The organism is Neobacillus sp. 19, assembly GCF_049463095.1.
Lineage (GTDB): Bacteria > Bacillota > Bacilli > Bacillales > Cytobacillaceae > Neobacillus.
In genome coordinates this window covers 37,790-52,694 of the sequence record NZ_JBMPZU010000085.1, presented here as the reverse complement: position 1 = coordinate 52,694, position 14,905 = coordinate 37,790, and the positions used below count along the sequence as shown (strand labels likewise).

Genomic DNA, 14,905 nt, shown 5'->3' with positions numbered 1-14,905 from the left:
CTGTTTTGTTACTCGTTCAGTTGTTATGAAGCCGATATTGGCCCAAACCCAACAACCTAGATAGGCGTTTTCGCATTTATCGTGAAACGCTTTCGCGTTTTTCGTGCGCCGCTTCACTCGCCGGTCTATTTTCATCCGGTCGAACAGCTGGAGTAAAGGAGGGATTAGAATTGGGATAAAGGCAATGTGTACAGGGACTAAGTTTTGTGAAAAACTGGATATTCCAGCAATCACTAACAGAATAACTCCCCGTTTCCCTTTCATGAATTTCAATAATTTTTTTACTAATATCCCCGTAATCCCAGAATATTTAATCATGACGGCAAAAATCCCTAGTAAAATAACACTTAATGCCGTTTCAGCTTGCCCGCCCATTCCTGAAATGAGCATGTTCATCGTTTCAATTGTGGAGAGTCCTCCTATTAAGCCTGCGCTAAGTGCAGCTAGTAAAATACTTATTAGCACGTTCACCCGCAACATGCTTAATACCATTAGAAGCAATACAGAAATAATCACAGCATACATGATTCGTTTCCTCCTTTTCACGTTATCAATAGTAGAAATACGCCGCGCCACGGATCAAAAGCATAATTGAACAATACTTATTTTAAAAAAATAGGTTCATTTTAAATCCTCCTCCTCGCAATTGTTACAATATTATGAATCTTTTTAATATTACCTTATCAATTCACATTCAGATAGTACTCTTTTTTATGAAATACTATAGTTTTTTAGCTTGGTTGAAGGGAAGGCAGAAAAGGTTAACTATATTCGTTGGAGTATTTTCTTCATCAACTAAATTATTGTTTTATTGTGAACTTTTTTGACTTAAATAGTGAAACAGCTTAGTTTTATTCTGAATATTGTGTAAAATATGTATGAGTTTAAGAATATGACTCTATGTATGTGAAATAAATTTAACTATCAGGAACCGGTTTAAACATTGATGAACCATTTTTCAAAGGAGGATTTACCATGTCAGAACATTTATGGCGTCATACCATTCGAAATTTGGAACCATATATACCTGGTAAAGCAGCTGAGGAGGCTAACGAATTATCAAAATTACATGAAGTGTTTCGACTTGCTACGAATGAAAATCCGTTAGGACCTTCGCCAAAAGCAATTGAAGCAATGCAAAAGGCAGTCCTAGAGGGGCATTTTTATCCGGACCTTACCGGTTTGGAGCTTCGCAATAAACTTGGAAGGCTGCATGGAATCGACCCTGAAAACTATGTCATTGCTAATGGAGCAGACAATATTATTAACCTAGTGATTGCCTCATACGTGAATCCCGGTGAGGAAGTCGTGTATTGTACGCCTACATTTTCCGAATATCAAAAAAACACACTCCTTGTTGGGGGAAATCCTGTAGAGATTCCTACGACAAAGGATCACAAGTTTGATCTTGAAGCCATTCTTGATGCCATAAATGAGCAGACCAAACTTGTAATCATTTGCAATCCTAATAATCCGACGGGCACAATAGTAGATGGGGAAGAGCTTCAATTATTTTTCAGAAGATTGCCAAAACATGTTATTGCTGTCCTAGATGAAGCATATGGGGAATTTATCAGCAGCAAGGACTATCCAACTGGGGTAGAGTATATCAAGGAAGGGTACCCAGTGATTACGATTCGTACGTTTTCCAAATTGTATGGGCTTGCTGGAATGAGAGTTGGCTATGCGATGGCGCAAGAAGCACTGATTAGGCCACTACAAATAGTTCGCGAGCCATTTGCTTGTAATAGAGTAGCCCTTGCCGGTGCGGTAGCTGCCCTTGATGATGAGGTATATAAAGAAAGGGTCCTGCTGGAAAATAGAAAAGAAATGGAAAAATTAGTGAATGTATTCCTATCTCTTGGGTATAGTGTAGAAAAAACGCATACGAATTTCCTTTTTATTGACATGAAGCAAGATACTGCTAAACTAGCAAAACAATTATTATCACAGGGTTTTATGATTCGTCCATGTGCCGCTTGGGGATTTCCAACTTTTGCACGGATTAGTATCGGTTCAGCCAAGCAAAATGAAAAGCTCATCACGGTACTGCAGGAATTGAAGATTCAAGCTTCACACCATATTTAACGAGGGTGGATGCAATGAAAAATGGAAAACATTTAGTTTGGATCCTTGATGATGAATGGATAGATCATAGTGTGGAAAAGGTCATTTTTGAGCAAAATGGTTTTGAAGTAAAGGTTACCCGCTCGGAGACAATGGAAGCGGATCTGCCGCATTATGCTCCATATGCGGACGGTGTTATCGTCCAAGTAGGTTTTCCCTGTCAAGCTGATTTAATAAAAAAGCTAGATTCGTGTCGTGTTATTACCGCATCGTCTGTTGGATATAACACCATTGATCTTGAAGAGGCTACAAAAAAGGGGATTAAGGTAACCCATGTGCCGGAATTTTGTACGGAAGAGGTTTCTGATCATACAATTGCCCATATGCTCACGATTACCCGACGATTCCCAGCGTATCACAGACAAGTAAAAGAAGGGAAATGGGAGCCAATGGATACCCTTCCAATTAAGCGCTTCAGTTCAAATACGGTAGGATTGCTTGGCTTTGGAAAAATTGCTCGCATGGTTGCAAAAAAATTGAAACCTTTCGGCGTTCGCCTGATAACCTATGCACCTACAGCACCACAAGAAGTATTCACTAACTATGCCGTGGAAGCAGTGTCATTCTCAGAATTACTGAAGCAATCAAACATTTTGAGTCTGCATGTTCCTCTTAAACCAGAGAATCGAAATATCATTAGGTACGAACAACTTAAAATGATGCAAAAAGGCTCATTTATTGTGAACACTAGCCGGGGCGGGCTGATCCATGAAGAGGACCTGTATCAAGCGATTTTTGAAGGCCACATTGCCGGTGCAAGTCTTGATGTACTCTTAAATGAACCGCCAAATCCCAAAGATCCATTGCTTAATATGGATGAGGTGTTTGTCATCCCTCATTCCGGCTATATCTCCGTGGATGCTCTTCGGGAACTTAAAAACAAAACCTGTCAAAATATTATCGACGGAATTGCTGGAAAACCTTTAGTGAAAACCTTGAATCCGGTGAAATAGATCAATTGCAACCATAATTTTGCGTTTGTTTTTTAGAGGATATTCTACTTGTAGAAAGTATCATATTCCAGATGAATATAAATAGATTTATAGTGGAATCGGAGGGTATGGAGTAAAAAAATTTATTTATAAGCCATCCGCCTTTGGATGGCTTATAAATTTTTCAAGAAAATTCATTGGGCTTGTCTCCATTAAAATTGGTCTCATTCTTGAATGGAAAGGGCAAATTCTTTTTCAAAAAATCATTGTTTAAATACATGCTGCCCAATGACAAGTGTTGTTGCTTTGGAATCGAGCCAACGACTCGTAGCAATGGCGGGGTTATAGAAAAATAGCGACCCGGCAGCGACATTCCGGTTCTCATTCAAAGCTTCGTGTACAGCCTTGATGGATTCTTCATCCGCTTGCTTATTTATTTGTCCATTCTGTACTGGCTGAAATTGCCCCTGTTGATAAATGACCTCTTTAATTGTGTTCGGAAAAGATGGGCTATCAACTCTATTAAGTACAACACAGGCTACAGCAATTTTACCTTGATAGGGCTCATTTTGGGCTTCGGCTCTTACTAACCTGGCAAGCAAGTCAATTTCGTTTTCTGAATACCCCACAACCATTGCTGATTCTGTTGATTGCTCCTCTTGTTTAGTTGTATTCTCAGCTGCTTTAATTGTATGTACAGTTTGACCAACATAGATTAAATCAAGATTTTGTATTTGCGGGTTAAGCCTTGATAGCTCTTCCAAAGTGAGACTATTTTCTCTTGCAATCTCTGTCATCGTGTCACCACTTTTAACGGTGTAAGCAAAAGCAGGGGAGGCAAATAAGAGTGTGGCAGCTACTGTTAGTGCGGCAATTAGTTTTTTCATCATTTCATTCCTCCTAGTTGATTTCTCGTAAATCACTGATTAGTTTCTATTTCTATGAAATAATTAAATAGATTAGTATTACAGTTTCTTTACGTAGAAAAGACAAGGATGTCATTTAAATAGAAATAAATGGGTTTAATAAATGATTGATTATTCATTCATTTTTGTATAAAGTGAAATGCAGGGTTCTGAAAATTCGAACAGAAGAGGTAACTACCAAAGGAGTGTACAGGGATCAGTCATGATACAAGTGTCAACAAAAGAGGATGTTATTTGTGTCTCCCAAATGAAAAAAAGCCTTTCCAAGTGATAATAGGCTTTTTTCTTCATTTGCTGCACCATTTATTCAATATCAATTGGCGAATCTAAGTGATCATCATAAAGATCGATAAACAAATGACCAGTGGAAGAAATGACAGCATATTGGACGTCCTTTAAACCAATTTTCCTTAATGTTAATTGGTCAATAAGCCATGAATTAGAATAATGATCATTAAAATTCTTCGTAATCAATGTCCCATTCATAATGAGCTCTTTCGGAATCAAGACATCGTTATTCCGAATGGTTGGATTGATATCTTGCTTCGTTATATTTTGATATTTTGTTTTTTTTAATACAGATAGCTTCCCACTTACCTCCAAAATTGCAAACTCCACTTCGATGATATCGAATATTCCTAATTCCCTAAGCTGTTGATTTAAATCATCAAGCGTATACCTTATTTTTTTCATATTCCCATCAAGAATTTTTCCCTTTTCCATGATAACTGTTGGGTGGCCAGATAACCATTTACGGATCATCCTATTTTTGGAAGAAATGAAGGAAAAGGCGAAATAGATGAAAATTAGTGTTAAAAAAGACAGCAGCATAGGAAAAAATTTAAGATTAGTATCAAAACCCATATTGGCTATAAATGAACCAATGGTGATTGACAAAGCAAAATTATACAGATTAATATGAGCGTTAATCTGTTTCCCAAACCAAAGGGAGGAAACCATCAAGAGTAAGATGGAGACGACTGTGCGAATTATTGCAAAAAGTATCTCATCCATTGCGATTCATCCTTACTATTTAATCAGTAATCTTTTTTATTTAATATGTACTAGGTACTTTAAATTTATATAGTTGAAAGAAAATTAAAAGCCTTTTCTATACAATTGTGTATAAAAAAGGCTTTTTCCTTATTTTTTTATTGGTGGATTGTTGATGTCAACGTGAAAAGGAAGGGAATTTCCAAAATTGCCATTACCATAAAACTGTTCCTGAATTTTAAGATTTGCAGTGTCCGCCTCAGAATCCCCAATAATGTTCCTATAATCTGAGTCATTAAAGTAATCATCCATTTTTTGATTTGCTTCTACAGCTTCTTTTTCCTTTTTATGCATTGTTAAAACCCCCCTTATACTAGATGATTGTATGTTTCCCATTTTTCACAAATTAATTAGAACTTAATAAGCAAAAAGCGGAGGGGGTTCAAATAGCACTTTACTTCTATTTCTCCAACTCAATATTCAAGCCTTTTTGATAATATTCCGCCATTATTTCTTTAGGAACCATATTTCCGCCAGTGCCCCAAATAATGTGTGTACTCTTACTCATCTTTTCCATTAATTGATGCTGTTGTAAATATTCGGTTCCCTCATTAGCCAATTTAATGGGTCCGATCATGCCCGCTAATGCTGAAGGTTCTAAATAAAGTTTCTCCGTCTCAACTAGGTCTTTTAGCAGTTTATACATCTGTTCATCACTAATCGTATAATTTCCACTCAAAAATGGTTCGATTGTTTTACCTACAAATCCTGATGGTCTTCCGACAGCAAGCCCATCAGCATCAGTTATATTATCAATCCCAACTTCTTGTACAGATATTTGATCATGAAGTCCTGTCATTAATCCAAGTAACATACAGGGAGAGTGGGTGGGTTCCGCAAAGAAACAGTGTACATGATCTTGAAATAATAACTTCAAACCAAAGGCAATTCCTCCAGGACCACCGCCTACTCCACAAGGCAGATAAACAAACAATGGATGATTTTCATCTACTGTGATCTCAAACTCTTCTAATTGTTTTTTCAATCGAGAGGCTGCCACCGCATACCCTAAAAAAAGGTCGTGAGAATTTTCATCGTCCACAAAATAACAGGAGGGATCTGCCTCTGCTTGAGTTCGACCTTCCTCAACTGCTTTACTATAGTCCGCTTCATATTCCATAACCTGAACATTTTTACTGCGAAGCAAGTCTTTTTTCCATTGCTTTGCATCAGCTGACATATGAACAGTCACATTAAAACCTAGCTTTGCACTCATAATGCCAATACTCAGTCCTAAATTTCCAGTAGAGCCAACTGCGATAGAGTAATGCGAGAAGAATGTTCGAAAACGATCACTATCTAAAATCGAATAGTCATCATCGACCGTTAACAAGTCATGTTGTATAGCTAGGTTTTCTGCATGTTTGAGAACTTCGTAAATTCCGCCTCTAGCTTTTATCGACCCCGATATAGGAAGGTGACTATCGCATTTCAATAGTAGATCTCCCAAGACAGGTTGTTGATAATTAAGTTCCAAGGATTGTTTCATTGCAGGGATTCTGACTAAAGGAGATTCTATGATCCCATTCATCTTTTTTGTTTCTGGGAAAACCTTCGCGATATAAGGAGCAAACCTGTTTAACCGTTCCTCTGCATCCCGTACATCTTCTTGTGTAAGTGGAGCTTTTTTGATTCCTGTTGTAAATTTTTCCATATTAGGATTGGTCCAAAATACTTCCTCTAACGAAATAAGTCTGCTTAGTAATGGAACCTGCTCTTTCCAAGATTGTAGATCTTTGCTTGCAATTTTCTCCATTAAATTGAAACTCCTTTAAAGTAGGCAATTATATTTTAAAAAAACAATCTAGTCTTATTTTATAATGAAAATGTTGTTGGGGGAAGAATTCATTCTATTAGTATTTTAATTTGTGAAATTTCATTAAACCCATATCCCTTACGATTCCAGAATGCTTGATCGGGTTGGGAGCGGCCATTTGAATCGAATGCACGAACTTTAATAGTGTACACTTGTTTTTTTTCGAAAATATGCGAATGGGACCACTTCACCCATTGGTATTTCTGAGGTTTGTCTTGAATGACTGCAGATTTCCAAGTATCCCCATTGTCTACACTGATTTCAACAGCAGTAATAACACCTTCTCCCGTCCAAGCTAAACCCGATATTTTATGCTCCCCAGGTATAAGTATTTGCCGGTCAAGAGGTTGTTGAACAACAGAATTAATCTGGTTAGTCGTCACGGGGAAAGAATCTTTGTTATGGTCATTGTAAGGATAATAGACATAGTCATCTGTTTGGAAAGGTCCAGAAAAATGATGGTGAATGACTCGAATGGTTTTTAACCATTTTACTGACGCCATGCCATACCAGCCTGGAACAATTAAACGATATGGAAAACCGTGCTTAAGACTAAGGGGTTTTTGATTATGCTCCCAAGCTATAATTACATTTGGATCGATTGCTTTTGCTAACGGAAGACTTCTTTCAAAATATTGCTGCTGTTTTTTCTTAATTCCGGAATCTTCCCCTTGAAAAACAATTTCCCGTGCTCCGGCATTTAATCCTGTAATTGATAGGAGAAAGGAGAGGGGGACACCCGTCCATCTCCCCTGACTCATTGCCCCTCCTGTCCATTGCTCACCGAATACTTTTGGTGAAAAATGAGCCCTCTTGTTTCCAGAACATTCTAATAAGACCATAATGGTTTTTGTAGGCATAGAAGTTATTTGATTGTATTGAAAAGCAAGCGGTTTTTTCACAGCACCTGTGATAGTGAGATAGAAAGGCTGAATAGGAGGTTCGGGATATGGAAAATGATTTCTTCGAAAAGATAAAGGAATTGGTGTTTCATGATCCTCCAGAAAATGAATGGGGGTTTCCTGATTTTCCGGGGTTAAACTGCGTGTGATTAGGTGAGGCTTTGCTTTAAAAACCCGGCCGTGATAATACAAGGGATACACTCCTTTCTGTTTCTAAAATGTATTAATTCAATGCGGATTTTATGTGCTAGTGACTAGCGATTGGACAGTTTTAAATTTTTTTATTGTCACATTTATTCTATCGTGGTAGTATTAGTTGAAAATAATTTTCCTTTAATCTGGTCCAGAGAGGCCAAAAAGGGCAAAATGTAAACATCGTATATATTTCCTTTATATATGATACCCTTTTGTCCTTTGGATGGAAGGGTATTTTATTTTGCCTAAGTATCTTTTAATCATAGTCCAGAGAGGCTTGGAAGGAGACGACAACATTGAATTATCAGAAGAAAACGGTTGTAGCATCAGTTGCAGGATTAACTTTAGAGGGTATGGACATTATGTTCATTTCCTTCGCCATGTCCATGATTATTGCGGAATTTCATATTGACTTAGCAACGGGTGGACTTATTTCTTCCATTACCAATATAGGTATGCTAGTTGGGGGAATGATTTTCGGTATTCTAGCAGATAAGTTTGGCAGAGTGAAGGTTTTTACTTACACGATTGTTTTGTTTGCCATCGGGACAGCACTAACCGGATTGGCGACAAATATTGAACAAGTTTACTTATTTAGATTTATTGCTGGTTTAGGTGCTGGAGGCGAATATGGAATTGGAATGGCGCTTGTCGCAGAAGCGTGGCCAAAGAGCAAACAAGGACGTGCATCTTCATATGTAAGTGTCGGCGCTCAATTCGGTGTCATCTTGGCAGCCCTCCTTAGTGCAATCATTCTTCCAACGTGGGGATGGAGAGGATTATTTTTCGTCGGGGTCATCCCAGTTATCTTTGCCTTTATCGTTCGTAAAAATTTAGATGAGTCACCAGAATGGCTCGCCTCGAAAAAAGTAAAAAAACTTGTACCAAAACAAGGAAACTTGAAGCAATTGTTTGCAACAAAACGAATCGCCTTAACAACAGTGGCTTTAGCAATTATGGCCACGGTCCAAATTGCCGGTTATAACGGCTTGATGATTTGGCTTCCGTCCATGCTACAAAAAACACAAGGATTGTCAGTTTCAAGTTCTGCGCTTTGGACAATTAGTACCGCTGTGGGAATGATTGCCGGTATGCTGACTTTTGGGCAAGTAATGGATCGTCTTGGAATGAAGAAGGCGTATGGAATATTCCTTTTCGCATCAGCGATTGCAGTATTCTTATATTCCTTTGCAACCGGAAGTACAGGGGTTTTAATTGGCGGTGCCATTGTCGGATTTTTCTCAAACGGAATGTTTGCGGGGTATGGGGCATTAATCAGTAAATATTACCCTGTTGAAATAAGAAGCACTGCCACTAATACGATTTTTAACTTCGGACGAGCATTAGGTGGATTATCTCCTATTTTAGTAGGATTCATTTTAGAGCACGCTACAGTCACCCTTGCAATGGGCTATCTTGCCATCCTTTATTGCGTATCCTTTATCGCTATGATTAGTTTGCGGAAAAGCAAGGTCGACCAGAGGCAAGAAAGTATTCCTGTGCTTACTGAAGCTATATGATGAACATAACAATAAAAAGCCAGGCACTCTCCAGAAAATGGGAGAGTACCTGGCTTTTTTATTTTTAAAATTTTCTAATAAATACTGGAAATCGAATGTAATGTGTTATATAATTACAATTAATTAATCAAACTGTTATATAACATATAAGGAACAATAAAATTAACGAAAAGGGGAAAAAAAAATGATGAAGACCGACTCAATTGCCCGGAGAATACTAGGATGGAAGTTAAATAGATGGGACCGATGGTATGACTTTGAAAAGGGGATGTTTATTCATGAGTCTGATTTCCAGCCAGAGCAAAACATTGACCATGCAATGAAAATTGTGGAGCGATTAGAAGAGTTGGGGTTTACTTACAGTATAAAAGACCTTACCAAAGTTTGCTTTAATGAGATTTGTGCAACGGGGGAGACACTGGCACAAGCAATTACGAATGCCGCTTACACAATCGTCGAACTCGGTTCCATTCCCGATAACGCAAGAATATGGCAGAAATTATGCTAATAACCCCTTTAAAACTATATTCACGGAACTAGAAGCTGTCGAGAAATTACTCGACAGCTTTTTCTATCCTTAACACATAATAAAATCAAATCTGTTCTAGATTGTATAGAACAATTTTGTTATAATAAATATAGAACAGATTGGAGGTCTAAAAAGTGATTATCCGAATTGAAGCTAACTCTGATATCCCAATTTACACACAACTAACCAACCAAATTATTGAAGGGATAGCGAGAGGCGATAGCCAATCCGGAGATACTCTTCCATCCGTGAGGGCTTTTGCGGCCGACCTAGGTGTGAATATGCATACAGTAAATAAGAGCTATCATGAATTAGAAAAAAAGGGAATTATTCGGATTATGCCAAAGTCGGGAGCTGTTATTTCTACACCTGAAAAATTATTGAATCACAGTTCCATATCTTATCAAAGGATTTCCACAGATTTCAGGCCCTTAATTGCCGAAGCACTTGTTTTAGGCATGACCAAAGAGCAGATTCAGAAGCTCGTAACATCGATTATTCAGGACATAAAAGGATCCGATTAACTTAAATTTGTTTAAATGTAAACGCACGAACAAGGAGGGGCGGTCAATGTCATTCATCATTTTTCTGATCATTTCTATTTCACTATCCGCTATACAAACAGCCATTCCGTTTTTAGTGAAACGAACAATCGTATTTGGGGTAACGATTCCTGAGTCATATATTAAAGATGAAAAAATCGCGGCCTATAAAAAAAGGTATAGCCTTATTGTTTTCTTCATGTCAATTATCACCCTCGGATTTTATACAATTTGGGCTTTAACAACAGGACCAGCAGAAGAACAAATTGTGTTAGCTGGAAGTGCTATACAATTTGTCATTATTTTAATCAGCATGTCCCTCTATTTTTACTTTCACGGAAAGACTGTTCAGTTAAAGACAGCACGGAAGTTTACAGAGGATTTACAACAAGTACAAGTAACGGATTTATCGATCCGATCCCAAGATGAGATGCTTCCATGGTATATTTATATATTGCCGATCATCATCACCATCGGGTTAATTAGTTATACTTTTCTCAAATATGATATCTTGCCTGAACAAATCCCCACACATTGGGGGCCTAATGGGAAAGCAGATGCCTTTACAGATAAAACTCCATTTTCGGTTATTTCGCAGCCATTGACTTTAATGCTTATGCAGTTCATGTTTCTTGGAATCAATTTTACGACCAAAAATTCTGGTATTAAATTAAGCGCAACAAGCATTCAAGCTTCAAAAGTTCGACAATTATCGTTACGAAAATATTCAAGCTGGTATATGTTTCTGGCGAGCCTGTTAATCACCTTGTTGTTTAGTTCCCTACAACTATCGACTATCCATCCAGGCTTATTTTCCAATAATGCGCTGATTGCCATACCAATATTATTCTTACTGTTGATATTAGTCGGAAACATTGTTTTCGCTGTGAAAGTAGGACGTTCTGATAAAAATTTAAAAGAAACTGCTGCTGGAAAAATCACCGATTATGATGAGGATTCATATTGGAAGGGCGGTCTGTTTTATTTCAATCGGAACGATCCGTCCATCTTTGTGGAGAAACGGTTTGGCGTTGGCTGGACGTTGAATTTTGGCAATCCCATCGGGTATCTAATTGTGATCGTGCCTCTCATTTTAATCATACTTATCACAAATTGGTAAATTACTTCACCTATGGAAACAGGAAAAAGTCGGTCATGATAGCCGGCTTTTTTTTATGGAAAAATAGAGTAAATTAGGGTTATAGTTAATTGAGGAACAAAAATAAAACGAAATGAGGTAAGAAAATGAATAAGGAGTTTTATACGAATAATCGCAATCGTTTATATGAGAAACTCGATGACCGGTCACTGCTGGTAATGTTTGCCGGAAAAGCACCGCAAAAATCTGCGGATGAGGCCTACATGTTTGTCCCAAACCGTAACTTTTATTACTTAACTGGTATGGATGAACCAAATATAATTCTATTAGCCTTAAAAACCAATAATAAAGTGGAAGAATATCTTTTTATCGAAAAGTCAGACCCGGTAATGGAAAAATGGGTCGGAAAAACAATTTCAGAAAAGGAAGCAGCCGAGGTCTCAGGAATAGGAAATATTCAATTAATCGATCAATTTGAATCTATTTTGTCTCGAATTCTACTTACAACCACGCTGTCTACAATCTATTTGGATCTTGAGCGAAGAGAGTTAGACCAAAACACGACGAAAGGCCAACAATTCGCCAGCAGGATACAGGCAAATTATCCATTCTTAAAAATAAAGAATGTATATCCAGATATTTGTGAGCTGCGAGTTTATAAAGCTCCAGAAGAAATCGAAGAGATGAAAAAGGCTATTGACATTACATATAAAGGCATTAAAAATATCTTGAGTCATGCGAAAACAGCAGCGAAAGAATATCAGCTTGAAGCCTATTTTGATTTCAGCCTTAAATCAGAAGGTGTAAAAGATTATGCGTTTCCAACAATTGTTGCAAGTGGCAAAAATGCTACAATCCTTCATTATGAGAAAAATAATGCAGACATTGAAGAGGGTAGCCTTGTCCTGCTTGATTTAGGTGCACAATATAACTATTATAATGCAGATATAAGCTACACCTTTCCTGTAAGTGGTAGATTTACTGATAAACAAAAAGCGTTTTACAATATTGTGTTAAAAGCATTAAAAGAAACGACAGCCCTTATCAAACCGGGTCTCCCATTTGCAAAATTGAATGAGCAAACAAAGAAAATCCTGGCCGAAGAGTGTATCAGGGTTGGATTGATCAAGGAAGAAAGTGAAATTTCTAATTATTATTATCACAGTGTCAGTCATTTCCTCGGCCTTGATACGCACGACGTGGGCAATTATAAGGACTTAATCCTACAGCCTGGTATGGTGCTAACGGTTGAGCCAGGCCTATATATCGAAGAAGAAGGAATCGGAATCCGGATTGAAGATGATGTTTTAGTAACAAAAGAAGGTCATGAAATACTTTCAAAGGATATTATTCGTTCTGTTGAAGAAATTGAAGCATTCATGAATGATAATGGAAGAAAATAGCATATTCAAAGTGTAAAGATAGAAACTGTCAGGAGGAAATCTTCCTGGCAGTTTTCTTTTTGTTTACAGAAAATCACACTGAATATTCAGTACTAAATAAACATACACATAACTATCAATTGAAATTCACAAGATTTCACACCACATCCCACAACTTCAATCAAAATTGTGTTTGTATTCTGTTGTTTTTTAAATAAGCCCAATTAAATTGGTGAGGAGCTGTTACAATGTTTAGTTCATTAAATAGTAAGACCGTTATCGTGACAGGAGGCAGTAAAGGGATAGGAAAAGGAATTGCCCGTGTATTTGCGAATCATGGTGCAAATGTAGCATTGGTAGCACGGAATCTAGCTGCTGCCGAGGACTGTGCTGCTGAATTGAAAAGTGAAAAAGGAAAAGTAGCTGCATTTTCAGCGGATGTTCAAGATCGTGAATCAATGAAAGCGGTAGCAAAAGAAGTCTATGAAAAGTTTGGAAGCATTGACGTTTTATGTGCCAATGCAGGAATCTTCCCTTCGGCAAACCTGGAGGATATGACAAATGAACAGTGGGATACAGTCATGAACACGAATGCGAAAGGCACTTTTCATGCGGTACAGGCGTGTATCCCTTACTTAAAGCTCGCTGAATTTGGACGGATAGTGATTACCTCTTCGATTACAGGACCTGTCACAGGTTACCCTGGCTGGTCTCATTATGCTGCAAGTAAAGCGGCTCAATTAGGTTTTATGCGGACAGCATCATTGGAGTTGGCAGGTAATCAGATTACGGTAAATGCTGTGCTGCCGGGAAATGTGCTGACAGAAGGGTTAGAAGGATTAGGGGAGGATTATTTGCAGGAAATGGCATCTGCTATTCCGATGAAAAAGTTAGGCACTGTGGAGGATATTGGCTATGCAGCACTTTTCTTGGCCTCAAAGGAAGCCGGCTTTATCACAGGTCAGACCATTATTGTTGATGGTGGACAAATTTTGCCTGAAAATTAATATGCCAAAAAAAGATTCCCATTTTTTACAAAGCAGGTGATAACATATATGTCTTTATCCTTTGAAGAACGCAAAACAACTATTATGGAATCTTTAGAAAAAGAAGAGAAAGTGCAAGTAAGGATGTTGGCTCATATACTCCAAGTTTCAGATGAAACCATTCGCCGCGACCTAGACCGGCTTGAAAAGGAAGGATTTCTGAAAAAGGTTTATGGAGGGGCAGTCAAAACAAAAATCCATAGCTGGGAATTACCTTTTGATGAAAAAACAATGATTAATAATATTGAAAAACATGCTATTTGCAGGGCGGCTGCCAGTCTTATTGAGGATGGCGACATCATTATGATTGGAAATGGGACTACGCCATTAGACATGATTCCATACTTAGTGGACAAAAAAGATATTACCTTGATTACTCATTCTGTGCCGATCATGCTCGGTGCGATGGATGTATTTAAAGGCCGTGTTATTTTTATTGGTGGTGAAATTGAAAGAAACCAAAAATATACAAGTGGTCCTCTTTCTGAGAGAATGCTAGAGCTGCTCCAGGCAAATAAAGCCTTTATTTGTGCGGGGGGAATTTCTACCGTTAATGGAATTACTGATTACGATATCAGCGGCTCAAGCATCTCACGAAAAATGATGGAACGTGCGGAAGAAGTAATCATATTGGCGGATCATACGAAGTTCGGGAAAACTACCTTCGCCAATATGTGCGCCTTGACAGATGCATCTAAGATAATCACCGATTCTAGCTGCTCGATTGAATGGAGGAAACTTGTAAGTGAAAGAGGAATTGAATTAATTGTTGCAGATGAAATGAATTAGCCGAAATAACAATTGTGATTTAAACAATCATGGCATAATATTTTAAG

General features: G+C 37.9%; 14 protein-coding genes and 1 pseudogene. 9 read left to right on the top strand and 6 right to left on the bottom strand.

The genetic code is table 11. From position 1 onward, the window contains the following. Nucleotides 1–528 (bottom strand): annotated as a pseudogene (locus ACO1D1_RS24975) (hypothetical protein); the annotation flags it as partial. A 447-nt stretch (nucleotides 529–975) separates the two neighbouring features. Here ACO1D1_RS24975 and hisC point away from each other — a divergent pair. Next, nucleotides 976–2,088, top strand: coding sequence for a histidinol-phosphate transaminase (gene hisC, locus ACO1D1_RS24970; RefSeq protein WP_149870467.1), 1,113 nt, complete (start codon nucleotides 976–978; stop codon nucleotides 2,086–2,088). Nucleotides 2,089–2,102: 14 nt separating this feature from the next. Beyond that, nucleotides 2,103–3,080: a C-terminal binding protein gene (locus ACO1D1_RS24965; protein ID WP_423337507.1), complete on the top strand. Its 978-nt coding sequence runs from the start codon at nucleotides 2,103–2,105 to the stop codon at nucleotides 3,078–3,080. A gap of 242 nt (nucleotides 3,081–3,322) precedes the next feature. Here ACO1D1_RS24965 and ACO1D1_RS24960 read toward each other — a convergent pair whose 3' ends face one another. From ACO1D1_RS24960 to ACO1D1_RS24940, 5 genes are all read right to left on the bottom strand, one after another. Further along, the gene (locus ACO1D1_RS24960) at nucleotides 3,323–3,949 is read right to left on the bottom strand and encodes a cell wall hydrolase (RefSeq protein ID WP_317845662.1); all 627 of its coding nucleotides are present in this window, start codon (nucleotides 3,947–3,949) and stop codon (nucleotides 3,323–3,325) included. A gap of 339 nt (nucleotides 3,950–4,288) precedes the next feature. Next, nucleotides 4,289–4,999, bottom strand: a complete 711-nt coding sequence (locus ACO1D1_RS24955) for a DUF421 domain-containing protein (protein ID WP_423337506.1) — start codon at nucleotides 4,997–4,999, stop codon at nucleotides 4,289–4,291. A 129-nt stretch (nucleotides 5,000–5,128) separates the two neighbouring features. After that, nucleotides 5,129–5,332: a hypothetical protein gene (locus ACO1D1_RS24950; RefSeq protein ID WP_423337505.1), complete on the bottom strand. Its 204-nt coding sequence runs from the start codon at nucleotides 5,330–5,332 to the stop codon at nucleotides 5,129–5,131. 106 nt (nucleotides 5,333–5,438) lie between these two features. Further along, nucleotides 5,439–6,794, bottom strand: a complete 1,356-nt coding sequence (locus ACO1D1_RS24945; protein ID WP_149870463.1) for a D-serine ammonia-lyase — start codon at nucleotides 6,792–6,794, stop codon at nucleotides 5,439–5,441. Between the two features lie 89 nt (nucleotides 6,795–6,883). Next, nucleotides 6,884–7,756 (bottom strand): molybdopterin-dependent oxidoreductase, encoded by an 873-nt coding sequence (locus ACO1D1_RS24940; RefSeq protein WP_423337510.1) that lies wholly within the window; start codon nucleotides 7,754–7,756, stop codon nucleotides 6,884–6,886. 491 nt (nucleotides 7,757–8,247) lie between these two features. Between ACO1D1_RS24940 and ACO1D1_RS24935 the strand changes: the two genes are divergently transcribed. From ACO1D1_RS24935 to ACO1D1_RS24905, 7 genes are all read left to right on the top strand, one after another. Then, complete coding sequence (locus ACO1D1_RS24935) at nucleotides 8,248–9,471, top strand: MFS transporter (protein ID WP_149870461.1); 1,224 nt, start codon at nucleotides 8,248–8,250, stop codon at nucleotides 9,469–9,471. Between the two features lie 184 nt (nucleotides 9,472–9,655). Further along, complete coding sequence (locus tag ACO1D1_RS24930; RefSeq protein ID WP_149870460.1) at nucleotides 9,656–9,979, top strand: BC1872 family protein; 324 nt, start codon at nucleotides 9,656–9,658, stop codon at nucleotides 9,977–9,979. A 155-nt stretch (nucleotides 9,980–10,134) separates the two neighbouring features. After that, nucleotides 10,135–10,524, top strand: a complete 390-nt coding sequence (locus ACO1D1_RS24925; RefSeq protein WP_149870459.1) for a GntR family transcriptional regulator — start codon at nucleotides 10,135–10,137, stop codon at nucleotides 10,522–10,524. Nucleotides 10,525–10,570: 46 nt separating this feature from the next. Continuing rightward, on the top strand, nucleotides 10,571–11,662 hold the full coding sequence (locus ACO1D1_RS24920) for a DUF1648 domain-containing protein (RefSeq protein ID WP_149870458.1): 1,092 nt from the start codon (nucleotides 10,571–10,573) through the stop codon (nucleotides 11,660–11,662). A 125-nt stretch (nucleotides 11,663–11,787) separates the two neighbouring features. Next, nucleotides 11,788–13,044, top strand: a complete 1,257-nt coding sequence (locus ACO1D1_RS24915; RefSeq protein WP_423337504.1) for an aminopeptidase P family protein — start codon at nucleotides 11,788–11,790, stop codon at nucleotides 13,042–13,044. A 227-nt stretch (nucleotides 13,045–13,271) separates the two neighbouring features. Then, entirely contained in the window at nucleotides 13,272–14,030 is a 759-nt protein-coding gene (gene fabG, locus ACO1D1_RS24910; protein WP_149870456.1) for a 3-oxoacyl-ACP reductase FabG, read from the top strand. A 48-nt stretch (nucleotides 14,031–14,078) separates the two neighbouring features. After that, a complete protein-coding gene (locus tag ACO1D1_RS24905) occupies nucleotides 14,079–14,858 on the top strand; it encodes a DeoR/GlpR family DNA-binding transcription regulator (RefSeq protein WP_423337503.1) in 780 nt (259 codons plus the stop codon). Nucleotides 14,859–14,905 lie beyond the last annotated feature (47 nt).

Excerpts from the sequence above, each read along its gene's own strand:
- ACO1D1_RS24950 (WP_423337505.1), bottom strand. The coding sequence starts at position 5,332 with ATGCATAAAAAGGAAAAAGAAGCTGTAGAAGCAAATCAAAAAATGGAT.
- fabG (WP_149870456.1), top strand. The coding sequence starts at position 13,272 with ATGTTTAGTTCATTAAATAGTAAGACCGTTATCGTGACAGGAGGCAGT.
- ACO1D1_RS24930 (WP_149870460.1), top strand. The coding sequence starts at position 9,656 with ATGATGAAGACCGACTCAATTGCCCGGAGAATACTAGGATGGAAGTTA.
- ACO1D1_RS24915 (WP_423337504.1), top strand. The coding sequence starts at position 11,788 with ATGAATAAGGAGTTTTATACGAATAATCGCAATCGTTTATATGAGAAA.
- ACO1D1_RS24955 (WP_423337506.1), bottom strand. The coding sequence starts at position 4,999 with ATGGATGAGATACTTTTTGCAATAATTCGCACAGTCGTCTCCATCTTA.
- ACO1D1_RS24965 (WP_423337507.1), top strand. The coding sequence starts at position 2,103 with ATGAAAAATGGAAAACATTTAGTTTGGATCCTTGATGATGAATGGATA.
- ACO1D1_RS24960 (WP_317845662.1), bottom strand. The coding sequence starts at position 3,949 with ATGATGAAAAAACTAATTGCCGCACTAACAGTAGCTGCCACACTCTTA.
- hisC (WP_149870467.1), top strand. The coding sequence starts at position 976 with ATGTCAGAACATTTATGGCGTCATACCATTCGAAATTTGGAACCATAT.
- ACO1D1_RS24920 (WP_149870458.1), top strand. The coding sequence starts at position 10,571 with ATGTCATTCATCATTTTTCTGATCATTTCTATTTCACTATCCGCTATA.
- ACO1D1_RS24945 (WP_149870463.1), bottom strand. The coding sequence starts at position 6,794 with ATGGAGAAAATTGCAAGCAAAGATCTACAATCTTGGAAAGAGCAGGTT.
- ACO1D1_RS24905 (WP_423337503.1), top strand. The coding sequence starts at position 14,079 with ATGTCTTTATCCTTTGAAGAACGCAAAACAACTATTATGGAATCTTTA.